The 23,375-nt window shown below is 57.7% G+C and carries 25 protein-coding genes; 14 read left to right on the top strand and 11 right to left on the bottom strand.

The window, feature by feature from the left end; translation table 11 throughout:
- Positions 1 to 64: 64 nt before the first annotated feature.
- The 4 genes from EPD60_RS06570 to EPD60_RS06555 all read right to left on the bottom strand — a co-directional run bounded on the left by EPD60_RS06570 (position 65) and on the right by EPD60_RS06555 (position 4,172).
- Positions 65 to 1,729: a pyruvate dehydrogenase complex dihydrolipoamide acetyltransferase gene (locus EPD60_RS06570; RefSeq protein WP_131448057.1), complete on the bottom strand. Its 1,665-nt coding sequence runs from the start codon at positions 1,727 to 1,729 to the stop codon at positions 65 to 67.
- Positions 1,730 to 1,884: 155 nt separating this feature from the next.
- The gene (gene rsmG / locus EPD60_RS06565) at positions 1,885 to 2,529 is read right to left on the bottom strand and encodes a 16S rRNA (guanine(527)-N(7))-methyltransferase RsmG (protein ID WP_131448055.1); all 645 of its coding nucleotides are present in this window, start codon (positions 2,527 to 2,529) and stop codon (positions 1,885 to 1,887) included.
- A 101-nt stretch (positions 2,530 to 2,630) separates the two neighbouring features.
- Entirely contained in the window at positions 2,631 to 3,746 is a 1,116-nt protein-coding gene (locus EPD60_RS06560) for a glycosyltransferase (RefSeq protein ID WP_131448053.1), read from the bottom strand.
- A gap of 48 nt (positions 3,747 to 3,794) precedes the next feature.
- A complete protein-coding gene (locus tag EPD60_RS06555; protein ID WP_131448051.1) occupies positions 3,795 to 4,172 on the bottom strand; it encodes a four helix bundle protein in 378 nt (125 codons plus the stop codon).
- Between the two features lie 129 nt (positions 4,173 to 4,301).
- Between EPD60_RS06555 and tgt the strand changes: the two genes are divergently transcribed.
- On the top strand, positions 4,302 to 5,441 hold the full coding sequence (gene tgt / locus EPD60_RS06550; protein WP_131448049.1) for a tRNA guanosine(34) transglycosylase Tgt: 1,140 nt from the start codon (positions 4,302 to 4,304) through the stop codon (positions 5,439 to 5,441).
- 115 nt (positions 5,442 to 5,556) lie between these two features.
- On the opposite strand, the gene EPD60_RS06545 is transcribed toward tgt, so the two are convergent.
- Positions 5,557 to 5,796 carry a DUF6434 domain-containing protein gene (locus EPD60_RS06545; RefSeq protein ID WP_131448047.1) on the bottom strand — a complete coding sequence of 80 codons (240 nt, stop codon included), beginning with the start codon at positions 5,794 to 5,796 and terminating at the stop codon, positions 5,557 to 5,559.
- 110 nt (positions 5,797 to 5,906) lie between these two features.
- The gene (locus EPD60_RS06540) at positions 5,907 to 6,629 is read right to left on the bottom strand and encodes a hypothetical protein (RefSeq protein WP_131448045.1); all 723 of its coding nucleotides are present in this window, start codon (positions 6,627 to 6,629) and stop codon (positions 5,907 to 5,909) included.
- Positions 6,630 to 7,218: 589 nt separating this feature from the next.
- On the opposite strand from EPD60_RS06540, the gene EPD60_RS06535 reads away from it, so the two are divergent.
- A complete protein-coding gene (locus EPD60_RS06535) occupies positions 7,219 to 7,965 on the top strand; it encodes a DUF6261 family protein (RefSeq protein WP_131448043.1) in 747 nt (248 codons plus the stop codon).
- Between the two features lie 191 nt (positions 7,966 to 8,156).
- Positions 8,157 to 8,624 (top strand): hypothetical protein, encoded by a 468-nt coding sequence (locus tag EPD60_RS06530; RefSeq protein WP_131448041.1) that lies wholly within the window; start codon positions 8,157 to 8,159, stop codon positions 8,622 to 8,624.
- Between the two features lie 255 nt (positions 8,625 to 8,879).
- On the opposite strand, the gene EPD60_RS06525 is transcribed toward EPD60_RS06530, so the two are convergent.
- From EPD60_RS06525 to EPD60_RS06515, 3 genes are all read right to left on the bottom strand, one after another.
- A complete protein-coding gene (locus EPD60_RS06525) occupies positions 8,880 to 9,854 on the bottom strand; it encodes an alpha/beta hydrolase family protein (protein ID WP_131448039.1) in 975 nt (324 codons plus the stop codon).
- A 331-nt stretch (positions 9,855 to 10,185) separates the two neighbouring features.
- Complete coding sequence (locus EPD60_RS06520; RefSeq protein WP_131448037.1) at positions 10,186 to 11,388, bottom strand: family 1 glycosylhydrolase; 1,203 nt, start codon at positions 11,386 to 11,388, stop codon at positions 10,186 to 10,188.
- A gap of 15 nt (positions 11,389 to 11,403) precedes the next feature.
- Positions 11,404 to 12,132, bottom strand: coding sequence for an SDR family NAD(P)-dependent oxidoreductase (locus tag EPD60_RS06515; RefSeq protein ID WP_131448035.1), 729 nt, complete (start codon positions 12,130 to 12,132; stop codon positions 11,404 to 11,406).
- Between the two features lie 366 nt (positions 12,133 to 12,498).
- Here EPD60_RS06515 and EPD60_RS06510 point away from each other — a divergent pair, with 366 nt between their 5' ends.
- Together EPD60_RS06510 and EPD60_RS06505 are read left to right on the top strand one after the other, a co-directional pair.
- Positions 12,499 to 13,584, top strand: a complete 1,086-nt coding sequence (locus EPD60_RS06510) for an LptF/LptG family permease (protein ID WP_131448033.1) — start codon at positions 12,499 to 12,501, stop codon at positions 13,582 to 13,584.
- Between the two features lie 272 nt (positions 13,585 to 13,856).
- Complete coding sequence (locus tag EPD60_RS06505; RefSeq protein ID WP_131448031.1) at positions 13,857 to 15,182, top strand: citrate (Si)-synthase, eukaryotic; 1,326 nt, start codon at positions 13,857 to 13,859, stop codon at positions 15,180 to 15,182.
- A 175-nt stretch (positions 15,183 to 15,357) separates the two neighbouring features.
- Here EPD60_RS06505 and EPD60_RS06500 read toward each other — a convergent pair whose 3' ends face one another.
- On the bottom strand, positions 15,358 to 15,696 hold the full coding sequence (locus EPD60_RS06500) for a response regulator (protein ID WP_165871438.1): 339 nt from the start codon (positions 15,694 to 15,696) through the stop codon (positions 15,358 to 15,360).
- A gap of 223 nt (positions 15,697 to 15,919) precedes the next feature.
- On the opposite strand from EPD60_RS06500, the gene EPD60_RS06495 reads away from it, so the two are divergent.
- The 4 genes from EPD60_RS06495 (at position 15,920) to EPD60_RS06480 (ending at position 17,352) form a co-directional block, all read left to right on the top strand.
- Positions 15,920 to 16,177, top strand: a complete 258-nt coding sequence (locus tag EPD60_RS06495) for a YtxH domain-containing protein (RefSeq protein WP_131448027.1) — start codon at positions 15,920 to 15,922, stop codon at positions 16,175 to 16,177.
- A 58-nt stretch (positions 16,178 to 16,235) separates the two neighbouring features.
- Positions 16,236 to 16,577, top strand: a complete 342-nt coding sequence (locus EPD60_RS06490; RefSeq protein ID WP_131448025.1) for a phage holin family protein — start codon at positions 16,236 to 16,238, stop codon at positions 16,575 to 16,577.
- Entirely contained in the window at positions 16,570 to 17,019 is a 450-nt protein-coding gene (locus tag EPD60_RS06485; RefSeq protein ID WP_131448023.1) for a hypothetical protein, read from the top strand. Before EPD60_RS06490 ends, EPD60_RS06485 begins: the two co-directional genes overlap by 8 nt.
- Positions 17,020 to 17,103: 84 nt before the next feature.
- A complete protein-coding gene (locus EPD60_RS06480) occupies positions 17,104 to 17,352 on the top strand; it encodes a hypothetical protein (protein WP_131448021.1) in 249 nt (82 codons plus the stop codon).
- A gap of 181 nt (positions 17,353 to 17,533) precedes the next feature.
- Here EPD60_RS06480 and EPD60_RS06475 read toward each other — a convergent pair whose 3' ends face one another.
- Complete coding sequence (locus tag EPD60_RS06475) at positions 17,534 to 17,701, bottom strand: DUF1328 family protein (RefSeq protein WP_131448019.1); 168 nt, start codon at positions 17,699 to 17,701, stop codon at positions 17,534 to 17,536.
- Positions 17,702 to 17,907: 206 nt separating this feature from the next.
- On the opposite strand from EPD60_RS06475, the gene EPD60_RS06470 reads away from it, so the two are divergent.
- The 5 genes from EPD60_RS06470 to EPD60_RS06450 all read left to right on the top strand — a co-directional run bounded on the left by EPD60_RS06470 (position 17,908) and on the right by EPD60_RS06450 (position 23,302).
- A complete protein-coding gene (locus tag EPD60_RS06470) occupies positions 17,908 to 18,108 on the top strand; it encodes a hypothetical protein (RefSeq protein WP_131448016.1) in 201 nt (66 codons plus the stop codon).
- Between the two features lie 252 nt (positions 18,109 to 18,360).
- Complete coding sequence (rpoN, locus tag EPD60_RS06465; protein ID WP_131448015.1) at positions 18,361 to 19,782, top strand: RNA polymerase factor sigma-54; 1,422 nt, start codon at positions 18,361 to 18,363, stop codon at positions 19,780 to 19,782.
- A 79-nt stretch (positions 19,783 to 19,861) separates the two neighbouring features.
- Entirely contained in the window at positions 19,862 to 21,415 is a 1,554-nt protein-coding gene (locus EPD60_RS06460) for a sigma-54-dependent transcriptional regulator (protein ID WP_131448013.1), read from the top strand.
- A complete protein-coding gene (locus EPD60_RS06455; protein ID WP_131448011.1) occupies positions 21,415 to 21,870 on the top strand; it encodes a hypothetical protein in 456 nt (151 codons plus the stop codon). Before EPD60_RS06460 ends, EPD60_RS06455 begins: the two co-directional genes overlap by 1 nt.
- The gene (locus EPD60_RS06450) at positions 21,857 to 23,302 is read left to right on the top strand and encodes a hybrid sensor histidine kinase/response regulator (protein ID WP_131448009.1); all 1,446 of its coding nucleotides are present in this window, start codon (positions 21,857 to 21,859) and stop codon (positions 23,300 to 23,302) included. Before EPD60_RS06455 ends, EPD60_RS06450 begins: the two co-directional genes overlap by 14 nt.
- Positions 23,303 to 23,375 lie beyond the last annotated feature (73 nt).

Below are 23,375 nucleotides of genomic sequence, written 5' to 3'. Positions count from 1 at the left end.
TTCTTCTTTTATCGTCTATCAGATCTGACATCTGACATCATACATCTGACATCAGTCATGCTCGTTAAACAAGCATGGTTACCGGGTTCTCCAGGAACTTCTTGAACGTTTGCAGGAAGGCGGCACCCACGGCTCCGTCCACCGAGCGGTGGTCGCAGGAGAGGGTCACCTTCATCACGTTGCTTACGCCGAAGCCGTCGCCCTTGCGCACCACTACTTCCTTGATGCGGCCTACGGCCATGATGGCCGAGTCGGGCGGGTTAATGATGGCGGTAAACTCCTCGATGTCCATCATGCCGAGGTTGGAGATGGTAAAGGTGTTGCCGGTGAATTCGTTGGGCTGCAGCTTCTTGTTGCGGGCCTTGCCGGCGAGCTCCTTGCTTTCGGCACCGATCTGCGACAGGGTCTTCTGGTCGGCGAAGCGGACAACAGGAACGATGAGGCCGTCTTCGATGGCCACGGCTACGCCGATGTGCACGTGCTGGTAGGTGCGGATGAAGTCGCCCATCCAGGAGGAGTTGACGGCCGGGTGCTTGCGCAGGGCCATGGCGGCGGCTTTCACCACCATATCGTTGAAGGAGATCTTGACGTCGCTGACCTCGTTCATTTTGGCGCGTGCTTCCATGGCTCCGTCCATGTTGATCTCCATGGTGAGGTAGAAGTGCGGGGCGCTGAACATGCTTTCGCCGAGGCGCTTGGCGATTACCTTACGCATCTGTGATACGTTGGTGTCGCTGTGGCCTTCCTGGCCGGCCACGAACTGCTGTGCAGCCGACGCGGTGGCTGCAGGTGCGGAGGCCGCCTGTTGCTGCGGCTGTGCCGAAGGCTTAAAGTTGTCGATATCGCTTTTGGTGATGCGGCCGCCGTCGCCGGTGCCCTGCACCTGTGCGAGGTCAATACCTTTTTCTTTGGCAAGAGCCTTAGCAAGCGGAGAGGCCTTCAGGCGGCCATCGTCGGAGTTGTTCGCCGCAACGGGAGCGGCGGCAGCCTGGGCGGGTGCGGCAGCTCCTGCTGTATTCCCGGTTGATTGTTCCTGATTCGATTGTGCTGCGGGTGCACCGCCGCCCTTGGCGGCCGCCACGATCGCATCCACATCCACCTTGCCCTGCTCGCCGATGATGCAAAGCAGGTCGTTCACGGCTACCTTTTCGCCGGGCTGTCCGCCCTGGTAGAGCAGCGTGCCGTTCTTATACGATTCAAGTTCCATGGTGGCCTTGTCGGTTTCGATGTCGGCCAGCACGTCGCCTTTCTTTACAGTATCACCCACCTTTTTGTGCCAGGAGGCGATCACGCCTTCGGTCATGGTGTCGGAGAGGCGGGGCATGAGCACCACTTCTTCCATTTTGGTGAGGTCGATGGGAGAGCCGCCGGCAGTGGGTGCTGCAGCGGGAGCCGGCGCGGGCGCAGACCCTTCGGACTTCGGCGTTCCTTGTTCGTTATTCTGCGGTTCGGCCTTTTGGCCACCGGCCAGAAGGCCGCTGACGTCTTCGCCGGGTGCGCCGATGATGCACAGCAGGTCGTCCACCTGGATCTTGCCGCCTTTGTCGGCGCCCAGGTGCAGGATGGTGCCATCCTTGTAGCTTTCCAGCTCCATGGTGGCTTTATCGGTTTCAATATCAGCAAGGATGTCCCCTTTCTTCACGGCATCGCCCACCTTTTTGTGCCAGGCGGCGATCACGCCTTCGGTCATCGTATCGCTCAATCGGGGCATCTTGATCACTTCAGCCATCGGTCTAATTTGATTTTAGGGGCCGAAAATAAGCCAAAAACGAGGAAAATGCCGGGAATCCACGCAAACGATAACGCAGAGAATCCGGTAATGCGGTAATGTGGTAATTCGGTAAAGGGCCGCTGTCGCTCAAATCAGACATCCGAGATCAGACATCAGACATACACGATGTATTTATCGCGGAACCACTCTTCTTCGAAGAGATCGCTGAGCTCGATCATCCTGGGGCGGGTGCCGGTGGCGTTGATCTCCTCGGCGAGGTCGCCGCCCTTGAGGCAGATGAGGCCGGAGCGGAAAACGGTTTCGCTGCCGTCGCCTTCTTTTATGGTGAAGGAGCCTTTCCGGAGCAGGGGCTTGCTCCAGCGGAGCAGGTCGCCGAGCGGGGCCACGGCGCGGGAGACGGCAAAATCGAACTTGCGGCCTTTGATCTCCTCGGCACGGCTGTGCTGGGTGGTGACGTTGTCGAGCCCGATAGCCTCTTTCACGGCCTCGATGATCTTGAGCTTCTTGCCGATGGAGTCGACCAGGTGGAATTTGACGTTGGGAAAGAAAATAGCCAGCGGGACGCCCGGGAAGCCGCCGCCGGTGCCGATGTCGACGATCTCCACGCCGTCGGGGAAGGGCACCGTCGCCGCGATGGACAGCGAATGCAGGACATGCTTCTCGTACAGGCTGTCGATATCCTTGCGGGAGATGACGTTGATCTTCGCGTTCCAGTCTTTATAGAGATCTTCCAGGGCAGCGAACTGCTGGAGCTGGCGCGGGGAGAAGTCGGAGAAGTATTTGAGGAGGATGTCCATAATTGAATAGCGAATATCGATCAAGGAATATCGAAACACGAAGGTAAGTCAGCTGGTAACTGTATTCTTAATTCGGCGTTCCCTGATCGATATTCATTATTCTACCAGGTCTTCTTCGGCTTCCGCCACACCGCCGGCGCAAACCAGATATAATAAAAGAACAGCCACAGGTCCCAGAAAAGAAACATGGGGAAGAGGTCGCGCTCGCCGAGCTGGCTCATGCCTTTGCGCCAGACGGCGGCCAGGGTGATCACGCGCAGGAGCAGCGGGATGAGGGCCAGGCGCCAGTCGAAAAGGAACAGCGCCGCCACAAAGAGCGGGTAGAACAGGAAGTAGGAAGCCGTATAGCCGCCGAGCAGCCACTTGATGCCGGGCTTGTAGTATTTGCCGGTGCTGTAGTGGCGGTTTTTCTGGCGGCGCCACTCCTTCCAGCTTTGCTTGGGTCGCGAAAGCGTAAAGGCCTCCGGATCAAGCACCACGGCTGTGTTCTGGGGGGTGGCCACCTTGTTGATGAACAGGTCGTCGTCGCCGCTGGGGATATGGTTGATGCTCGAAAAGCCCTTATGCCGGAAGAAGAGCCCCTTGCGGTAAGCCAGGTTGCGGCCCACGCCCATATAGGGCTTGCCGGCGAGGGCATAGCCGAAATACTGCAGGGCGGTGTGGAAGGTCTCGAAGCGGATGGCCTTGTTGAGAAAGCCCTTTTGCTTATGGTAGGCCCCGTAACCCAGCACCACCTCGATGCCTTCGTCGAAGGCGTCCTGCATCTTGTAGATCCAGTGCTCGGAGGCCGGCACACAGTCGGCGTCGGTGAGCAGCAGCACCTCGTACTTGGCTTCCTTGATGCCCATGGAGAGCGGGAACTTCTTGCCCGCGATCAGCTTGGCCTCCTGCGTGAGGTCGATGATATTGAGAAAGCGGTAGGTCTTCTGGAAGTCTTCGAGCACGTAGCGGCTGTCGTCTACCGAGTTGTCGTTCACCACCACCACCTCGTGGGTGGAGCGGTACTCCTGCACCAGCACACCGGGCAGGTGGCGGGCCAGGTTTTCGTCCTCATCGCGGGCGCAGATGATCACCGACACCGGGTGCTGCCGCGATACTTCCTTCGGGCGCGGCTTCCACTTGCCCACGCGGCGGAAAAAATAGAGGTAATAAAAGATTTGTATCGCCGCAACCACACAAAAGACGGCGAAGACGGCCAGTCCCCAGCTCATAAGCATACCACGAAGGTAATGCGGTAATGCGGTAATGTGGTAATGCGGTAATGCTTAGGAGGGTTGGTGCCGGGTTGTCTTCCGCTTTGCCGTCAGGATGCTGCTATTGAGCATTTTTTGAATGGATGGAAGACGTTGTAATAGTTTGTCTGGATTCGGAAAGCCCGGACTGAATTTGCACATCAACAGCCATCCTTCTGTTTCGGATGCTTCCTTTTCGCCTATTTTGAACTTATGGATGAAATCAGCGCTGCTTTCCGGCTTCTGCCCTTCGCGAACCTGGGAATGAATAGAGGTTCCGCTTTTAAATAACTGGCGCGACATTTCATACTGCCGGATTCCCTTCAGTTCCTCGCAATAGGCGATGATCCCGAGCGCAAATTCAAAAGTCTGCTGGAGTAATGGGTTTGCGGGATATAAAATCGGAGTCATAGCGGTGTTTTTTCAAATTTCTTTTATTGCCGTTGTATCGACAAAGGGGTTTCCTCAGAATTTCCTGTTGTTTTTACCACATTACCGCATTACCACATTACCGCATTATCACATTAATTTCGCCCGCTTATGGCCGCACTTTCCTTCCAGCTTCATAAAACCGACGATCAGAGCAGCGCCCGCGCAGGCTCCATCACCACCGACCATGGCGTGATCGAGACGCCCATCTTCATGCCTGTGGGCACCGTGGGCTCGGTGAAGGCGCTCTCGCAGCAGCAGCTCAAGACCGAGGTGGATCCCCACATCATCCTGGGCAATACCTACCACCTTTACCTGCGCCCGGGCATGGAAACAATGGAAGCTGCCGGCGGCCTGCACCAATTCATCAACTGGGAGCGCCCCATCCTCACCGACTCGGGCGGCTACCAGGTGTTCTCCCTCGCCGCCAACCGCAAGATCACCGAGGAGGGCGTCACCTTCCGTTCGCACATCGACGGCTCGAAGCACCTCTTCTCACCCGAGCGTGTGATGGACATCGAGCGTACCATCGGCGCCGACATCATGATGGCCTTCGACGAGTGCCCGCCTGCCAACAGCGAGTACCGCTACGCGCTCGACTCGATGAAGCTTACCCACCGGTGGCTCGACCGCTGCTGGACGCGCTTCAACGATACACCGGATAAATACGGGCACACCCAGAATCTCTTCCCCATCGTGCAGGGCGCGGTATTCCACGACCTGCGCAAGGCTTCCTGCGAATACATCGCCTCCAAAGGCGCCACGGGCAACGCCATCGGCGGCCTCTCCGTGGGCGAGCCCGAGCCGGTGATGTACGAAATCGCGGCGCTCTGCTGCGAGCACCTGCCCAAAGACAAGCCCCGCTACCTCATGGGGGTGGGCACGCCCTGGAACATCCTCGAAAACATCGCCCTCGGCGTGGATATGTTCGACTGCGTGATGCCCACCCGCAATGGCCGCAATGCCATGCTCTTCACCACGCAGGGTGTCATCAACATCGACAATAAAAAGTGGGAGCGCGATTTCTCGCCCATCGACCCGGGCCTGAATTGCGAAACGAGTCAATATTATTCAAAGGCCTACCTGCGTCACCTGTTCAAGGCCGGTGAATACCTCTCGCTCAGCATCGCCTCCATCCAAAACCTGGCCTTCTACCTCTGGCTGGTGCGCGAGGCGCGCAAACATATCCTTGCGGGTGATTTCAAAAGCTGGAAAGACGAGATGGTGCCGCGCCTGAAGACAAGGCTGTAAAGGACAAGTCGGGGAGAGAAAGAACGCAGCCTTCGACTACGCTCAGGCTGACACCTGTCACGGTGAGCTTGCCGAACCGGGGCAGGTGTCCCGCCTGCGGACCCGAAGCTTCGGGTCAGCGTTTCTTCGCTCCGCTTTCTGCAGACGTACCTTGCCGGTACGCTTCCAGTGCATCACCCAGGTTGCCGCCGGTGTTGGCGCGCAGCCACTCCATGAACCCGCGGCTGAAGCGAACCTCGCGGTGTAAATGCTCCTGAAAAAAGCGGCGCACATTCTGTGTAAGCCGGAAGTTTTCTGTGATGACGGTTTCCTTTTGGAGCGGGGCATGGTGCCAGTCGATGGTCGGCTTTTTCATTGCTTATTTTGAAAAGGGGGGGAGGGGCTTGCGGATGGCAGGAATGCTGCCCTGTACCCGGTGAACGAAAGCGCGTTCCGACATCCGATGACGATTCCTTCCACGCGGGCCTATTTTTCCTGGTAATAGCCAAACTGGTAGCCATGATGCCCGGAGTTCAATACGGGAACCGTTCCGTTGGCATTTAACAGGAAGCTCGGCGGGTCGGCTGGGTTGTCGGTGGTTTTCCGGTACAAACCGGCAAAGCCTTTCAGCGGACCGGTAGCGAAACGGATCGCTTTGCTTGCCGGATCATATGTGCAGTTTCCAGCCTTGCCGTTGAGCAGATAGGTGGTGTACGACTTCAGGTAAAACGTATACTGGAAATTGAAGCCCTGACCGTTATCCTGGTAAACGTTATACTTGCCCAAAGGCGCATTCTCCGGCGCCGTGCTTTTTTTTGTCACGGCTTTAGATGATGCAAACGAGCAGTTGCTCAGGAAAACCGCATCGCTGATGTTTGATGAACTCGTACCGGTTACCGTCACGATATCGCCTGCCTTGAAGGCGCTCAAAAGCGCCGAGTCTTTGTACGGAACCTGGCATACCACGAAGTTTTCATAACCCGTGGCCGTAAGGTAAACGCGATGCACGTCCTGCTCCTTCCAGAAACTGCTCGCGGGACTGATGCTGCGCACCTTGCCCGTGACCGTCACCGTTTGATTCCGGTACTTGTTTTGAAACATACTCCGGTTGCCGCGGTACTCGTCGTAGAGTTGCTTAACGGTATGCGTTTGTGCGAACGATGAGTGGGAGAATAGAAGGATATAACAGCAGGCGAAATATTTCATCATGTGTCAAAGTTGCTTATGTGACCTAAAGCGTAAACTAATTCAACGGTTATAAAGTAAGCTATTTCTGAACAACCGGATAGGGCATCTCGCTCTGGCAGGTGGGTTTTTTCCGACCAGCGCCATCACCTTGCCTTTGTCCCGACAGGAAGTTCCTCCGGTACTCCAGCATGGCGCGGGATTTCCGAGCCGCTTTATTCTTTGTTGAGCATCGCGCTGCGACGCGGTTCCATATACGTACAGACATATCATTTGAATTGTGCCTGGCATCGGCATTTATTCGATTCGGATCCTACAACCCTTCCGGCACGCCAGTATCTCTTTACCTACCCTGGTAACGTTGTTTCCTGCCTGCCGTTATCATTTTCCATAGAGTAGAAGTGGCCTTTCCGGCAAGCCGGATACTTTTCTTCCAGGGTAGGGGTGGCACTCCCGGCCCGCCGGAAGCTCCGCACCCGGGGTAAGGCGCACCTTAAAACATTGATTCTGAAGTGCCGGCGCGAATTGCCGATTTTTTTCGGGGCAAAAGCTTGCAGAAGTCAGTGTGCCGGAGTATTTTACTGAAACATCTTTTAACCTAAACCCCCTACTTATGATTCCTGAATTCAACCTGCGGCCGTTGCACAACGGCGAGTTCCTCACCTTCACAAAACAGGTTCTGAAAATTACTGACGATCCCGTTCTGCCGCGTACGGTGGTTTCGGTGCGGGCCGACCTGCAGTTGTATTACGACCGGATCGAAAAGGCGCACGTGCTCGAAGACGATTCGGAGATCAACAAAGAGCGCCGCGCGATTGATGCCGCCCGCGACGTGCAGTGGTCGGGACTGTCGCAACTGGCAAAGGCCTTTGCGACCAACCCGGTGCCGGAGAAGGCGGCGGCCGGCAGCCGCCTTGCCACACGAATGGCTGATTACGGCACGGTGGAAGAAGTGACCGACGGTGGCGACGCCGACGAGAGCGCGGACATTACAGGATTGCTTCGCGACTTGCAGCAGCCCGAATATGCCGCTGCCGTAACCCTCATCGGTGCCGGCGACTGGGTTGCCGAACTTACCCGCCTGCAGGCCTTATTTGAATCGAAAAGCAACCAGCGCAACCGTGAACGCACCGAGCGCCAGCAGGAGCGCCCCGAGAACATCGACGCACTGCGTCTGAAGGCAACGAACGCTTACCGGGAGCTCTATCGGAAAGTGAACTCTTTCTATATAGCAGAAGAAGGCGCCGCACCCTGGCAGCGCATCACCAGCGAGTGGACCACCCTGGTGGCCGATACCCGGAACCTCCTCAAATCCCGCCGCGGGCGCGCCGCCGCTGCCAGTACACCTCCGACCGCATAGCGCACATCACCCTTCGAATTCATAGCCCCGGCAACGGGGCTTTTTTGTGCCGATGGGCGCAAAGGGAAAGAACGCAGTTTCTATAAGATCAATATGATTTTTTAAGAGCCCGTTTTTCGCCGGCAATTTTCTGCGCTTATCTTACCAATCATAAAAAATCTGCGTTCTTCGGCCCGCTACTTTTATCCTCCATGCCGCTCATCGCCACCCGCATCCACCTGCTCCGCGCCAGCATCGAATACGGGCTGCTGCTCCTGCTCCTCGCAGGCGGGATGACGTATTACCAGGGCAGCGCCTACCGCGACCGCTGCCGCATGGTGCCGGGCCTCGTGTTCGACCAGGTGGGTAAGACGGCCTACAACGTGGGGGGGAGCCCTTTCAAGCCGCTGCCCGTGTTCCGCTACATCGTCAACGGGGAGCAGCTCGAGGCCGTGCCGCCCAATGCCGACCTGCCCGTCGGCGCCCGTGCCACCCTGCTGGTGGATCCCGTGAACCTTCATGACATCCGGGTGTACAATGCGGGCTTCTGGGTGCACTTCGGTTTCAATACCTTTCCCATCTTTTTGTTCGGGGGAATCCTGTACGCGGTGCTACGGGTGCAGGCGTATAAGGTGGAGGGGAAGATGCGGCAGATGGGGCGCGGGGATCGTCAATCGTGAATCGTCAATCGTGAATGCTGACGCCGGCGTGCGAAGCGACAGCGCAGCTGTCATTGCGAGCGCAGCGAAGCAAACTCCAGCGTTACGCAGGGTGTTTATAGCCGAAGACTTTGCGCATCAAAGCCCTCCTCGGCGCCGACCAGTCTTCAGGTCATGGAGGTTGCTTCGCTACGCTCGCAATGACGGGCATTCGCCCGTCGCTTCGCGAGCTACCAACAGCATTCGCCCTTCGCTTCGCGAGCTACCCCAATCCTCTTACTTAATAAACTTCACAATCGCCGCCACCACCGCCGGCATTACCGGCAGCGCCGGGTTGCTGTACGCCTCCAGGTTGGTTTGCGGGTCGCGGGCGGCCACGAATTTCAGCGCGTGGTTCATCCCCGGCACCACCAGCAGCTTCGCCTTGGGGGCAGCGGCCTTGAGGGCACGGCCATTTTCTTCGGCTACCTGGATGTCGTTGTCGCCCTGGATGATGAGGACGGGCATTTTCAATTTAGCAACGATCTGTGCCGGGTCGTGCGCAAACCAGGAGATCATATAGGGTTGCACGCTGGGGCGGAAGATGGGGATCAGTTGCCGCGGCGCGCGCTGCACCCGGTGGCCGGCGGCAAGCGAATCGATGATGATGGTTGCCGGGCGCATCAGGCTGTCGGGCAGCTGCGCGGCGAGTTGTTTCTTCAGGATGTCTTGCGCGGGGAAGCCCGCGCCGGCGATAGAGACATATCCTTTCGTGCCGTCGGCGGCGAGTGCCCCGATGAGGGCGCCTTCGCTGTGGCCGATCACGTAGCGGCGGGTAAAGCGCTTGTCGGCGGCCAGCAGGGCGAGCCAGGCGCGCGCGTCGGCCACGTAGTCGTCGAAGCGCAGGTCGATCTCGCGCTTCATGGCGCCGGCGCTTTCACCGATGCCGCGCTTGTCGAAGCGGAGCGAGGCGATGCGGTTCTTCGCCAGCTGGTGGGCCAGGTAGCGGAGACTGTTGCCCGGGCCGGGGAGCAGCGGTGAGTTGCCGTCGCGGTCGGTGGGCCCCGATCCGGCGATGATCAGCGCCACAGGCACCGCCTCTTTGCGATGCGGCAGCGTGAGGGTGCCGTGGATGTCGCCGGTGGCGGTGTGGAGCACTACGGCTTCTTCCGTATAAAAGCTGGAGTCGGCGGCGGGGTAGGCGGCCGTGTCGGCTCGCTGCCCGAAGGCCGGGGCAGCTAGCAGGAGCAGGAGGAGGGGGAGGAGGCGCATGGAGCAAATATCGGGGAGGGAAATGTCAGATGTCAGATCTTGGATCTGAGGGAGCCCGCTTTGTGTTGGCTGTAATGGCGTGCGAAGCGACGGCCTCCGGCCGTCATTGCGAGCGGAGCGAAGCAACCTCCCTGACCTTAAGACTAACTGAGTCCGGTAAGCTTTTCAACGCACAACTTCTCGGGCTACGAACACCCTGCGTAACGCCGGAGTTTGCTTCGCTGCGCTCGCAATGACGCTGCGCGTCGCTTCGCGCTATACCAACAAGCTCCGGTGTCGCTTCGCGAACCAACCTCAGAACCCCAGAACCCCAGAACCTCAGAACCCGGCTTTACCGGTAAATCGCCCCGAACCGTTCATCATCCAGCACCGGTCCCCACTGCTGGATGAGGCGCTTGTAGGCCTTGCCCACGGGAAGGATGTTGCGGTCTAGGTCGAAGAGACCCACGGGGTGTACCTCGTTGCGCTCCTCGCGCAGGGCCACCTGCCAGTCTACCTGGTGGGTGAGGCTGTACCAGGTGAAGCCCAGGATGGGCACGCCGTCCTGCTTGAGGCGGTGCAGGTTGGCCCACTGCCGCCACAGCCACTCTTCCGACTCCGGTGCCACGTGGTTGGTTTCCGTGTGCATGATGGGGAGCTTGTAGCGGTTGTAGTACTGGTGGGTGATGACGTAGTAGCCAAAGATGTCGCCGGCCGCCTGCCAGGTGCCGTTGGGCATCACGAGGTGCTCGTTGGTGGCGTAGTAGTCGTTGCCCATCACGCAGCTCGCCTTTACCTGGTTTTGCTCAAACCAGCGGATCTCGTCGCGCGTCATCCCGTTCTCGAGAAGGTATTCGTACATGATCACGCGGATGGGATAGCCGTAGGTGAAGTCGAGGGCGAGAAAGCGCTTCTGGTTGAGGAAGTTGGCCAGGCCCTGCACCTCGGGGCGCACGGGGTGGAAGTATTCCGACGATTCGCTCTGGATAAAGGTGGCGTTGGGCTGGATCTTGAGTATCTCGCGCATCGCCAGCACGTTGCCCTGGCAGAGGTGCTTGAGGGCTGTAACGAAAGCGCGGTCGGAAGTGAGGCGCTCATTCCACCACCCGTACTGCGCCGAGAACATGGCCGTGATAAAGATCTCGTTGATGGGCGTATACAGGGTGAGGTGCGGGTAGCGCTTGGCAAAGGCGCAGGCGTATTCGGAGAAGAATTTCGGGAACTCGGGGTTCTGGAAATTACCCAGCCAGTCGGGCACCCCGAAGTGGCAGAGGTCTACAATAGGGGTGATGCCGAGGTCCTGCATCTTGGCGATGGCCTCGTCGGCATAGCTCCAGTCGTATTGCCCGGGGGCGGTGTTCACCTTATAATAAGGAGGCCCCCAGCGGAGAAACTCGATGCCGAGGTCATAGGTGAGTTTGAAGTCAAGTCCCATATTGCGGTAATGCCCGCATTTTTCCATTTCGTCGATGCGGACGGTGTTCCCTTCCGCGTTGACGATGGTGGGATAGGAGTTTTCGATACCGGTAGCGAACATGAACTTGGCGCCGATCATAGGTAAATCCTTTTCTTATAGAATATCGAGGCGGCCGCCGTCGACCACCAGGGTTGTGCCGTTGATAAAGCTGGCTTCGGGTGCTGCCAGGAAGCAGATGGCCGCCGCGAGCTCTTCGGGCTCACCGACGGCACCATCTATTTTCTCCGCCCCGCTTTTCACGTTGGGGTTGTTCCAGAGCATGGGAGTGTTCACCGCACCCGGCGCCACGCAGTTGATGCGCAGCTTCGGCCAGGGGTACTCGAGGCTTACGCCGCGGGCGAAGGCCTCCATGGCTCCTTTGCTGCTGGCATAGGGCACCACGTTGGCGGTGGTTTCGTGGGCATGCACCGAGCTGACGTTGACGATCGCGCCGTGATCGAGGTGGGGGATGCAATACTTGCAGAAAAGAAACACGGAGCGCAGGTTCACGCCCAGCACGGTGTCCCACTCCTCGGCGCTGAGGTCCACCACCTTTTTGAAGGTCATCATGGCGGCGTTGTTCACCAGCACGTCGATGCGGCCCCAGGCGTCGAGGGCGGCCTGCACGGCCGAGCGGATGTCGGCTTCAACACCAACGTCGCAGCGCGCGAAGCGGGCGGTGCCGCCGCTTTCGGCGATCTGGCGCACCGTTTCGTTGCCGCCCGTCTCGTCGCGGTCGATCACCAGCACGCGGCCGCCCTCGCGCGCCATGCGGAGCGCAGCGGCGCGGCCGATCCCCGAGCCGGCGCCGGTAAGGAGGCAAACTTTATCCTGGAAGCGCATGGCGTTCATTTTACGCAGTGGGGGACGCAAAGGGTGGGCCAAGACGGAAAAAGGTTCTGGGGTTTTAAGGTTCCGGGGTATTAGCCGGAGGGACAGGGCAGCTGTCATTGCGAGCGGAGCGAAGCAAACTCCATGACCTAAAGACTGACCGCAGCCAGTAAGAGCTTCAGTTCATAAACTCTTTCGGATTCGAACACCCTGCGGCAACGGGGAGGTTGCTTCGCTCCGCTCGCAATGACGGCCGAAGGCCGTCGCTCCGCCTACCACCTCCCATCCGAATCGACACCTCTATGTCATTATTAACAACTGCAAACCGTAATCTGCAAACCACGAACTCCCAAACTGAACTATTTTCGTTGCCCGTTCATGAAAAAGCTCGATTGGTATATACTGCGGCAGCTCCTGATCACCTTCGTTACGGCGATGCTCATCTTCACGGTGATCGCGGTGGCGGTAGACAGCTCGGAGAAGACCGACAACTTCGTGCATTCGGGGCTCAGCGGCCGCGAGATCATCCGCCAGTATTATATCGGCTTCATACCCTATATCTGGGGGATGCTGTACCCGCTGTTCGTGTTCATCGCCGTGATCTTCTTCACCAGCAAGATGGCCCAGCGCACCGAGATCGTGGCGATGCTGGCCACCGGCGTCACCTACAACCGCTGGCTGCGTACCTACCTGGTAGGCGGGCTCTTCTTTGCCGTGGTGCTGTGGTTTGCCGCCGCCTATTATATACCGAAGGCCAACGACCTGCGGGCCACCTTCGAGGCCAAGTATGTCGACTCGCCCTCCCCGGAAGAGGCGCTGCGCAACAATGCGCACTACATGCGTACCGACTCCAACACCTACGTGGGACTGAAATATTTCGATACCGTCACCAAGACGGGGAACAGCTTTTTCCTCAACCGGATCCAGGGGCGGCAGCTCATATATAATGAGCGTGCTGATATGATCAAGTGGGACTCGGCGAAGCGCCGATGGCAGCTGGTGAACGTGACGGAGCGCACCGTGGGCCCGAAAGGGGAGACGATCCGGCAGATCCCGGAGCGTTACGAAGACCTGCACTTTGTTCCCTACGACCTGCGCCGCGACAAATACCAGAAAGACAAGCTCACCACGCCCCAGCTGGCGCGCTACATCAAGGCCGAGGAGCTGCGGGGCAACGAGGGGGTCAATACCCTGCGGGTGGAATACTACCGCCGCACGGCCACCTCCTACTCGGTGGTGCTGCTGACGCTGATCGGCGCCATCCTGGCCGGTCGCAAAACCCGCGGCGGTTCGGGCGTGCACCTGGCCCTGGGCATTATTATCTCGGTTTCCTTCATCATGTTCGACCGTTTTTCTACGGTGTTCTCGGTAAAGGGCAACCTGCACCCGATGGTGGCGGCCTGGGTGCCGAATTTCATCTTTACGTTCATTGCCATTTACCTGTACCGGAAGGCGCCGAAGTAGGGATCGTCCGGCCCCCAAAGGGGGCACTTGGGCCGAAGACACTTCTTCCTTCGCAACTTTACTAAAGCAATACACTCAAACAGAAACCCCGGATCGCTTTGCGATCCGGGGTTTCTGTTTGCTATCGACCGGGCGAATGATAGATTAAAGAAAGAATAATTCACCTAAGTTCCCCCTTTGGGGGACAGGGGGCTTTGCGATTCACGTCTCGCCCCTAACTTTAGGGCGCTCAAACAAAACTCTCATCATATACAGAAAACAAGTCATTTCTTATGGGAATCATCAAAGACAGGTTTAAGGAAAAGGCAGACGCCGTTGGCGCCGAGATCAAGGATCTGATCAAGGAACACGGCACCAAGGTCATCGGCGAGGTGCAGCTGGCCCAGATCTTCCAGGGCATGCGCGGCATGACCGGTCTCGTTACCGAAACCTCCCTGCTCGACGCGCAGGAAGGCATCCGCTTCCGCGGCTATTCCATCCCCGAGCTGCAGGAAAAGCTGCCCAAATATGAAGGCGGTTCCGAGCCCCTGCCCGAAGGCCTGTTCTACCTGATGCTGGTGGGCGAACTGCCCACCGAGGACGACGTGCAGCACCTCACCTCCGTATGGCAACGCCGCAGCCACGTGCCCAACCACGTTTTTGCCACCATCGAGGCCCTGCCCGTTACCACCCACCCCATGACGCAGTTCGTGGTGGGCGTGATGGCCCTCCAGACCGAAAGCCAGTTTGCAAAGCGCTATGCCGCCGGTATGAGCAAGAAGGACTACTGGGAAGCCGTTTTCGACGACTCCATGGACCTCATTGCCCGCCTGCCCCGCATCGCAGCCTATATCTACCGCCGCAAATACAAGGGCGGCGACCACATCCAGCCCAATGGCCTACTCGACTGGTCGGGTAATTTTGCCCACATGATGGGCTTCAGCGACGACTCCTTCAAGGAGCTGATGCGCCTTTATATGACCATTCATGCCGACCACGAAGGGGGTAACGTTTCCGCACATACGACGCACCTGGTGGGATCGGCGCTTTCTGACCCCTACCTGAGCTATGCCGCGGGTATGAACGGCCTCGCCGGCCCCCTGCACGGCCTTGCCAACCAGGAGGTAATCAAGTGGATCTTCGAGATGCGCGAGGAGCTCAACACGGAAGCGCCCACCGGTGAGCAGATTGCCGAGTACGTGAAGAAGACACTTGGCGCCGGCAAGGTGGTGCCCGGCTACGGCCACGCCGTGCTGCGCAAGACCGACCCCCGCTTTACCGCCCAGATGGAGTTCGGCAAGAAGCATATGCCCAACGACCCACTGGTGCAGACCGTCTGGAACATCTATGAAACGGTGCCGCCGATCCTGCAGTCGCTGGGTAAGATCAAGAACCCCTGGCCCAATGTGGACGCGCACTCCGGGGCCCTGCTGGTACACTACGGCATGGTGGAGTACGAGTTCTACACGGTGCTCTTTGCCGTCAGCCGCGCCCTCGGCGTGCTGGCTTCCCTCTGCTGGGACCGCGCCCTCAACTTCCCGCTGGAGCGTCCGAAGTCGGTAACCACCGACCTGGTGAAGAAGTTCCTGAAGGGAGAAGACAATGTTTGGGGCGAATAAAATGCTCAATAATCAATGCTCAATTTTCAAGTTCAAAGGGGTGTTTCCAACTTGAAAATTGAGCATTGAACATTGTTTATTGATTATTATCCGCAACAAGCCCCGCCGACGGCGGGGCTTGTTATTTCGCCGCGTAGCGGCGGCACCTACTGGCCTCAGGCTTCAGCCTGGGGGGCTAAAAGAAATTATCCAGGGCCTTCAGGCTGATCGGCTTTTCCCAGATCGTGAGCTTTGCCTCATCGAGATCGGTGGGGATTGTCGGCCGGAAGGCACTGATAAGATGATAGTTTACGCCCGGGTGGTTACGGTACATTTCCGGGAGCTTGTCCCAGCCCAGCCCGTCGGGCAGGTTATAGTCGATGAAAAGGAAATCGGGCAGGATTTCATCCAGCCGTTTCATGCCGTCGGTCAACGTATGCGCAATGTAAACCTCATAGTTTTTGCGCAGGAAATATGACTTCATCAACAGGCATAGATCCACTTCGTCATCGATGATCAACACCTTCTTCCTCATTGCCATATGCTAAGATCCATTCGTTTAGATGCTATAATTTTTGTACCATTCCCGGTGAAAAATAAAGATTTCCACGTATTCATTTGCAATAATTCCGGTTTGCCTGTCCAATTCACCGTTACTAGGTACGCAAGTATTGCACCAGCTGTTGGGTAGGGCCGCGATGGTATGATTATTTCAAATACCGGGAAGCGCATCCTATTCATTTTAAAACAGCAAGTATATGACAGCAAAAACGAAGATGATCCTGGGCCTTGCCGGCGCTGCCGCAGCCGGGGTAGTGGTGGGCCTGCTCCTGGCCCCGGAAAAGGGCTCCGACCTGCGTGGCCGCATCGGCAAAACCGCCGGTGACTGGACCGATTCGCTCACCGACCTGTTTGCGAACGCCAAGGGCGAGCTGCAGAACCTCGCCAAGAAAGGCCGCAGTGCCGCCGACGACGCCGTTGACGGCTTCAACAGCGCCCGCGAGCGCTATAGCTGATTCCAACAACCGAACAGGCTGAAAGGCCTGTTCTTTCTTTTTAAAACAGAAGCCGCTTATGGAAGAACTTAAGACGAAAACCGCCACAATCACGCAAAGCGTCAGCGACTACCTCGATACCTATTATAAGTTGGCGCTTGTAACGCTTACACAAAAGGCCACCAATGTTACCGCCGGCATCGTCGCCGGCCTGTCGGCCTTTTTCCTGCTCCTTTTCACGCTGTTCTTCCTGGGCATGGGGCTGGCCTGGTGGCTCGGCAGCCTGATCGGAAGCACGGCCGGGGGCTTCTTTATTGTCGGCGCCCTCTTCGTGGTGCTGATGGTGGTCGTCCTGGCACTCCGCAAGAAGATCGTCTTCCCCATTCTCAAAAAAGCCATCCTGAAAAAGATTTATGAGTAAGAAGATATCCAGCTACGATGAGCTCCTGGAGGAGAAGGCCCGGCTGCAGGAGTTACTCGGTCTGCAGAAGCAGTCCATCGGCGCCAGCCTCAACTCGCTGCAGCAAGACGTTCGCCCCGTGACCAACGGCCTGCTGGTGGTGGGCCGCGTGCTGACCAAGATCGGCCGCCGCAACCGCCCCACTTCGCCGCTGCTCAACGTGGGCCTCGACATCGGGGTGGATATGGTGCTGCGCCGTTATATCCTCCGCAAGGCCGGCTGGTTCTCGCGCACTTTCGTACCCCTTGCCGCAAGCACCCTGCTGGCCCGCTACCTCAACAGCGAGCAGGAGCCCGAGATCGTCAAGAAGGTGAAGCAGTTCTTCACCAAGCAGATGAACAAGGACGTGCCGCCCGATATGCGTAATGCCGAGGCGCAGCACGAGGAAGACAAAGAAGTTTGATGTCGGATGTCCGATGTCTGATTTGGGTTGGTCCCCAACCAACCCCGGAAACTTAGAACCACAGAACCTTAAAACCTTTTCTTTATGGATAAGCCGTTAACCAACCACATGGGGCTCCCCAACGAGCCCGGTTACAACGATAACCTGCCGGATATGACGCCGCGCCGCGAGGGCGGGATGGAGTCCTTTGCCGAGTCGGATCCCAGCGATCCGCGCAACGACGAGAAAGTGATCGCCAACCGCTCCGAATCGGAGCGCACCGAGGCCCCGGGCGACGCCGCCGGGGACAACAGCGCGCCGCGCAGCAGCGAAGACAGCGACAGCTCGCGATGAGGTCGTGAATCGTCAATCGTGAATCGCCGATCCGCAATGCGCGGCAAAAAGAACGGAGGCCCCTGGCCTCCGTTCTTTTAATAATCAGGCGTCAGCATTCACGATTCACGATTGCCGATTCACGGCAATAAAAAAAGGAACGCAGTGCGCGTTCCTTTTTTTATTGTCCAGGCTCCGGGGCTTAGTCCACGCGGCGGAAACCACCGGCGATGAGGCTCAGCACGAAGAGCACCAGGAAGATAAAGAAGAGGATCTTGGCGATCGAAGCGGCGCCGGCAGCAATGCCACCAAAACCAAAGATCGCTGCGATAATCGCTACTACCAGAAAGATTACTGTCCAACGTAACATAACAATAGGTTTTAGGAGTTAATAAATTTTCTGGTCTGTATAATTCGAGAATGGTGCCAAAAACGGATTTTGCACAGCTCAATATTTTTCCCAAACCTCCGCCACAGTTGAGGAAAAAGGTACCCGGCGCCGGCAGCTCTTCCTTGCTGTTCCCGGCTATATATATTGGTACGGTTTTCCTTGCAAAAATCAGCATAATTCCCGCTATGAGCACCCTGCAACAGCCGATCGCCCCCGCCGCTCCCCGTTCCTTCGGAACCGTTGGTTACCAAATGCCGTCAGCGGCAGCAAGTGGCCCGGACCGCAGCCAGCGCGTCGATCCCTCTTCCGGACGACCGATGGGCAGCTACCCGATCCCTTCGTTCTTCGATTACCGCCTGCACGCGAACAGCCGTGAGGACAAGTAACGGTCAGCTGTAACCGGTTTTAGCGGGCGCAACCTTAAGAGGCTGCGCTTTTTTTATGGATCGGCTTGCCCAAAGCCCGGCTATTGGGTAATGATTTCCCCAGTTTTGGGTAAAAAAGCTCTTCATTATGCCCGGGGTTAAAACTCAACAGGAAATACTAATCTTTAGGGTGCTGTAAATCAACAATTTATAAAAAAGTGTGTTTTTGGTTCCACAGTTGCGCTATACCCGCGTACGCCAAAATCACCACGAATGATCAATCAGCGTTTAGCCCAAAAACAGCGGCTCAAGATTCTGCCCCAGCAGATCCAGCTGCTGAACTTCTTTCACCTCAATACGCTCGAGCTGGAGCAGCGCATCCAGCAGGAGATCGAGGAAAATCCGTTATTAGACGACTCGAACAGCGATTCGGAACTCACCGTAGACAAGTACAGCAAGGACAGTGTGCAGGATTACCAGGATTGGGAGGAGTATGGCTACAACGATGTTCCGGATTACAAGACCGAGTACCACAACTACCTCGGCGACGAAAAGATGCCGGAGCGCCCGCTTACGAGCGGCTTCGACTACCGTCCGTTGCTGAAGGAGCAGTTCAAGGTGGCTTCCACCGACGACCGCGAGGTGGAGGTGGCCGAGTTCATCATTGATTCGCTCAACGAGCACGGGCTACTCGAGCAGGATGTGGAAGCCCTCGCCGAAGACTATTCCTTCCGTCTTGGAAAATGGATTGAACCTGACCTGATCGCCACGGTTCTGACCAAGATCCAGACCCTGGAGCCCGTTGGCGTCGGCGCCCGCTCCATCCGCGAATGCCTGCTTATCCAGCTGCGCCGCTTCAATTCGAAGCGCCCCGATGTGAAGATGGCCATGCGCCTCCTGGAGCACCACTTCACCGACCTGCACAACCGGAACATGGACAAGATCAAGCACCAGCTCAGCATCGATGACGAGGAGCTCAAGATCGTGCTCCAGCTCATCGCCACGCTCAAGATGAAGCCGGTGTGCGAGCAGGAAGATTCCATCGTGATCAACAAGAACATCCTTCCCGATTTCATCATCACCCAGCAAGGCGACCAGCTGGATGTGCAGCTGTACCGCAACCGCTCGGAAACCCTCAACATCAACACGAGCTGGAAGCAGATGGCCGAAGGTTCGCAGCAGGTGAATACCGACAAGAGCGCGCTGCAGTACCTGAAAAACAAGCTGCAGTCCGCGCAGTGGTTCATCAACGCCGTGCAGCAGCGCGAGGCCACGATGCTTAAGATCATGAAAGCGATCGTGCAGCTGCAGTATGACTACTTCCTCACCGGCGACATCAACCTGCTGAAGCCGATGATCCTGAAGAACGTAGCCGAGATGGTGGGTGTGGACATTTCTACCGTATCGCGCATCACCTGCAACAAGTATGTGGAAACGCCCTTCGGGCTGCTGCTGCTGAAAGACCTCTTTACCGAGGGCATTGCTAACGCCGAGGGACAAGTGATTTCCAACAAGGTAATCCAAAGCGCCATCGAGGAAGTGATTGAAAGCGAAGACAAGCACAATCCCTACACCGACCAGCAACTCGTGAATATCCTTGCGGAGCGCGGCTTTTCGGTAGCCCGCCGCACCGTGGCCAAGTACCGCGAGCAGCTGCAGATACCTGTTTCGCACGTGCGCGGACTCTGGGCTTAAACTCAGGCATAAGTTTTTTAATTTCGAATATTGAACTGACCTTAACCTTTTACGAACCTTAACGACAACCCCTCAACTCATGCAAAAGATCCTGATTGTAGATGACGACCGCGACATGTGCCTCCTGCTGAAGCGTTTCCTGACCCGTCATAATTTCGAGGTGCTGGAAGCCTACAGCGGCAAAAAGGCCCTGGAGCTTCTGGAGACCGTCGAGCCCGACCTTGTGATGTGCGACTTCCGCCTGGAGGACATGGAAGGCAATGTGCTGCTTGGAAAGATCAAGGAAATTTACCCGCAGGTGCCCGTGATCATCATTACCGGCTACAGCGATATCAAGATCGCCGTGGAAGTAATGAAGATGGGCGCATACGACTATATCACGAAGCCGCTCTTCCCCGACGAGATCCTCGTGACCATCAAAAAAGCTCTCGAAGCGGCTTCTTCGCAGGATACCGGTGCGGTGCACCAGCCCCAGCGCGTGGCGGCACCGCCCGCCGCGGCAAGCCCTGCCCCCGCTGCCTCCGGAAACCGCGCCGCGGCTCCCGCAGGTGCCCCGGCTCCCGGTGGGCAGATCACGCACTCCGGCGACTATATCTTCGGCGACACGCCGGTATTCCGCCAGCTGCTGCAGCAGATCGACCTCGTGGGCCCCACGAATTATTCGGTGATCATCTACGGCGAAAGCGGCTCCGGTAAGGAAGCCATCGCCCAGGAGATCCACAAGCGCTCGAAGCGCAAGAGCAAGCCCTTTATCGCCATCGACTGCGGTGCCCTCTCGAAAGAGCTGGCTGGCTCCGAACTCTTTGGTCATGAAAAAGGTTCCTTCACGGGCGCCCTCAACCAGAAGGTAGGCTCCCTGGAGCTTGCCAACGGCGGCACCATCTTCCTCGATGAGGTGGCCAACCTCGGTTACGACATCCAGGTTTCGCTGCTGCGCGTGGTGCAGGAGCGCAAGATCCGCCGCGTGGGTGGTCTCAAGGACATCGAGCTCGATGTGCGCATCATCGTGGCTTCCAACGAAAAGCTGTGGGATGCCGCGCGCAAGGGCAAGTTCCGCGAGGACCTTTATCACCGCTTCAACGAATTCTCCATCGACGTGCCGCCGCTGCGTCATCGTCCGGACGATATCATGCTGTTTGCGCAGCACTTCCTTACCGTCACCAACAGCGAGCTGGGCAAGAACATCCGCGGCTTCTCCGCCGAGGTGGAAAACATCTTCCGCAACTACGTATGGTACGGAAACCTGCGCGAGCTGAAGAACGTGATCAAGCGTGCGACCCTGCTGAGCGACGGCGAACTTATCGAGGCGAGCTCCCTGCCCTTCGAGATCTCGCACTACAACAAGCTCCAGTTTGACAAGTCGCCGGCTGCCGCATCTGCCGAGCCCGTGCCCGCCAACTTCGCGCCGGTGATGCCCGCAGCTCCGCGCCCTGCCGAAGATCCTTTTGAGGCAGCCCGCCCCGTAGGCGACGGCACGCTCAAGAGCGCTTCGATCGACGCTGAGTACGACATGATCCTGAAAGCGCTCAAGAAGGTCAACTTCAACAAGAGCAAGGCGGCCAAGCTGCTCAACATCGACCGCAAGACGCTTTACAACAAGATGAAACAATACCAGGAGCTTAACAACCAGTAATGATGCTCACCAACTCCGTTTCGCCCGCCGTGGGCCCTGCTGCAACAGGGCCCACGGGCTGGACGGATCTCAATACCTTACTGAACGCTTTACTTGCCGACTGTGCCGCCACCCATGTGCGCTGCGAGTCGCTGCCCGGCGCCGCGGGCCCCGAGGAGGAGTGGTACCTACTGCTTCGCTGGCTGCTGCAGCCCCTCCGTGCCGCCAGCAGCACCCCGCGCTACGTGCACGTGCAAACAGCCGAATACGGATCCGGCAACGACCTGCGCTACCGGGTTACCGTACGTTGTAATGGCCTTGAAGGCCTTGTACGCGCTTTCGCTTTTGCCAACCCGCAGCTCGCCGGGATCGCGTCCCGCCTCGGGGTGGTGCTCGCCCAGCCGGCAGAAGCCGACGACCATTGCCTCTTCATCCTGGAACTTCCCGGAAAGAAACTGATACATGCCCATCACTAAGCCCACCATCCGCATCCTGATCATCGACGATGACGAGGATGACTACTTCATCACCTCCGAATACCTTCGCCAGATCGAGGAGTACAACCTCGTGATCAACTGGGCCTACAAATTCTCCGACGCCATCGACCAGGTGCAGAAGCGGGCCTTCGACATTTATTTTGTCGACTACCGCCTCGGCGCCAAAACCGGTATCGACTTCCTCAAGGAAGCCATCCGTCTTGGCTGCGAAGAGCCAATCGTATTGCTTACGGGTAAAGGCAACAAAGAGATCGATATCGAGGCCATGCAGATCGGTGCTACCGACTACCTGGTAAAAACCGATCTCAATGCCGACAAGCTGGAGCGCTGCATCCGCTATGCGCTCGAGCGGACAGCCTACCTGAAGGCCCTGCGCGCCAACGAGAAAAAGTACCGGAGCATTTTCGAGCTTTCGAAAGACGTCGTGTTCATCGCCGACAAGGATCTTTATTTCAAGGACGTGAATGCGGCCACCTCGGAGTTGCTCGGCTATGCGGCCGACGAACTGCAGCGCCGCACCGTGTACGACCTGATTGTGGATGAAGGCGACAAGGAACACCTGCGGCGCATACTGGAGCAGGAAGGCGAGGTGAATGACCTGGAAGTGGAGATCAGCACCAGCTCGGGCGACCGCCGCATCTTCATCTTCACGCTCACCGCCGCGGTGGATCCCGACGGAGGCTCTCACTACCAGGGCCTGATGCACGACATCACCAACCTGCGCCGCGCCGAGAAGGCCAACCTGATGGTGGAAAAGCTCGGGGCCACGGGCCGCCTTGTGCGGACGCTTGCCCACGAGGTGCGCAACCCGCTCAACAACATCAATATGTCGGTGGAGCAATTGGTGGGCGACCAGGTGAATGAAGAAGCCGCCCTGTTTCTTGATATCATCCAGCGCAACTCCAAGCGGATCGGTGACCTCATCACGGAACTGCTTGATACAAGCCGTCCCACCGAAATGACCTTCGAGCGAACGACGCTACAGGCGGTGCTTGACGAAAGCATCAGCGAAGCCCTGGACCGCATTACCCTGCAGCACATACAGCTCCGGGTGCGCCGGCCCGAGGAGCCTTGCTATCTCAACGCCAACAAGGAAAAGCTCAAGATCGCGTTTCTCAACATCGTAATTAACGCGGTCGAAGCGATGCCCGCCGACGGCTCGGGAACCCTGGACATTACGGTAACAACCGAAGATGATCGCCACGTGGCGGTAGTACGCGACAACGGCTGCGGAATTCCCGAAGAAAATATCTCCCGCCTGTTCGAGCCTTATTACACCTCCAAGCGCAACGGCATGGGGCTTGGTCTTGCCGCAACCCTCAACATACTGCAGGCACACAAAGCACAGATCGATGTGAGCTCGGCGGTAGGACAGGGAACGACGTTTACAATTTCCTTCCCGGCCGTGTAAAGTGTGGTGGTAGGCTGGTTTGCTAGTGTGCTGGTATAATAAGACAAATCCCTGCCGAAGGCAGGGATTTGTC

This window comes from Flaviaestuariibacter flavus (genome assembly GCF_004337505.1).
In the GTDB taxonomy this organism is placed as follows: Bacteria; Bacteroidota; Bacteroidia; order Chitinophagales; family Chitinophagaceae; genus Flavisolibacter; species Flavisolibacter flavus.
The sequence above is the reverse complement of the archived record's forward strand: the minus strand, read 5'-3'. Positions and strand labels throughout refer to the sequence as shown.

Bases quoted from the DNA above. Each gene is read 5' to 3' on its own strand.
- EPD60_RS06570 (WP_131448057.1), bottom strand. From the start codon at position 1,729: ATGGCTGAAGTGATCAAGATGCCCCGATTGAGCGATACGATGACCGAA.
- rsmG (WP_131448055.1), bottom strand. From the start codon at position 2,529: ATGGACATCCTCCTCAAATACTTCTCCGACTTCTCCCCGCGCCAGCTC.
- EPD60_RS06560 (WP_131448053.1), bottom strand. From the start codon at position 3,746: ATGCTTATGAGCTGGGGACTGGCCGTCTTCGCCGTCTTTTGTGTGGTT.
- EPD60_RS06555 (WP_131448051.1), bottom strand. From the start codon at position 4,172: ATGACTCCGATTTTATATCCCGCAAACCCATTACTCCAGCAGACTTTT.
- tgt (WP_131448049.1), top strand. From the start codon at position 4,302: ATGGCCGCACTTTCCTTCCAGCTTCATAAAACCGACGATCAGAGCAGC.
- EPD60_RS06545 (WP_131448047.1), bottom strand. From the start codon at position 5,796: ATGAAAAAGCCGACCATCGACTGGCACCATGCCCCGCTCCAAAAGGAA.
- EPD60_RS06540 (WP_131448045.1), bottom strand. From the start codon at position 6,629: ATGATGAAATATTTCGCCTGCTGTTATATCCTTCTATTCTCCCACTCA.
- EPD60_RS06535 (WP_131448043.1), top strand. From the start codon at position 7,219: ATGATTCCTGAATTCAACCTGCGGCCGTTGCACAACGGCGAGTTCCTC.
- EPD60_RS06530 (WP_131448041.1), top strand. From the start codon at position 8,157: ATGCCGCTCATCGCCACCCGCATCCACCTGCTCCGCGCCAGCATCGAA.
- EPD60_RS06525 (WP_131448039.1), bottom strand. From the start codon at position 9,854: ATGCGCCTCCTCCCCCTCCTCCTGCTCCTGCTAGCTGCCCCGGCCTTC.
- EPD60_RS06520 (WP_131448037.1), bottom strand. From the start codon at position 11,388: ATGATCGGCGCCAAGTTCATGTTCGCTACCGGTATCGAAAACTCCTAT.
- EPD60_RS06515 (WP_131448035.1), bottom strand. From the start codon at position 12,132: ATGCGCTTCCAGGATAAAGTTTGCCTCCTTACCGGCGCCGGCTCGGGG.
- EPD60_RS06510 (WP_131448033.1), top strand. From the start codon at position 12,499: ATGAAAAAGCTCGATTGGTATATACTGCGGCAGCTCCTGATCACCTTC.
- EPD60_RS06505 (WP_131448031.1), top strand. From the start codon at position 13,857: ATGGGAATCATCAAAGACAGGTTTAAGGAAAAGGCAGACGCCGTTGGC.
- EPD60_RS06500 (WP_165871438.1), bottom strand. From the start codon at position 15,696: ATGAGGAAGAAGGTGTTGATCATCGATGACGAAGTGGATCTATGCCTG.
- EPD60_RS06495 (WP_131448027.1), top strand. From the start codon at position 15,920: ATGACAGCAAAAACGAAGATGATCCTGGGCCTTGCCGGCGCTGCCGCA.
- EPD60_RS06490 (WP_131448025.1), top strand. From the start codon at position 16,236: ATGGAAGAACTTAAGACGAAAACCGCCACAATCACGCAAAGCGTCAGC.
- EPD60_RS06485 (WP_131448023.1), top strand. From the start codon at position 16,570: ATGAGTAAGAAGATATCCAGCTACGATGAGCTCCTGGAGGAGAAGGCC.
- EPD60_RS06480 (WP_131448021.1), top strand. From the start codon at position 17,104: ATGGATAAGCCGTTAACCAACCACATGGGGCTCCCCAACGAGCCCGGT.
- EPD60_RS06475 (WP_131448019.1), bottom strand. From the start codon at position 17,701: ATGTTACGTTGGACAGTAATCTTTCTGGTAGTAGCGATTATCGCAGCG.
- EPD60_RS06470 (WP_131448016.1), top strand. From the start codon at position 17,908: ATGAGCACCCTGCAACAGCCGATCGCCCCCGCCGCTCCCCGTTCCTTC.
- rpoN (WP_131448015.1), top strand. From the start codon at position 18,361: ATGATCAATCAGCGTTTAGCCCAAAAACAGCGGCTCAAGATTCTGCCC.
- EPD60_RS06460 (WP_131448013.1), top strand. From the start codon at position 19,862: ATGCAAAAGATCCTGATTGTAGATGACGACCGCGACATGTGCCTCCTG.
- EPD60_RS06455 (WP_131448011.1), top strand. From the start codon at position 21,415: ATGATGCTCACCAACTCCGTTTCGCCCGCCGTGGGCCCTGCTGCAACA.
- EPD60_RS06450 (WP_131448009.1), top strand. From the start codon at position 21,857: ATGCCCATCACTAAGCCCACCATCCGCATCCTGATCATCGACGATGAC.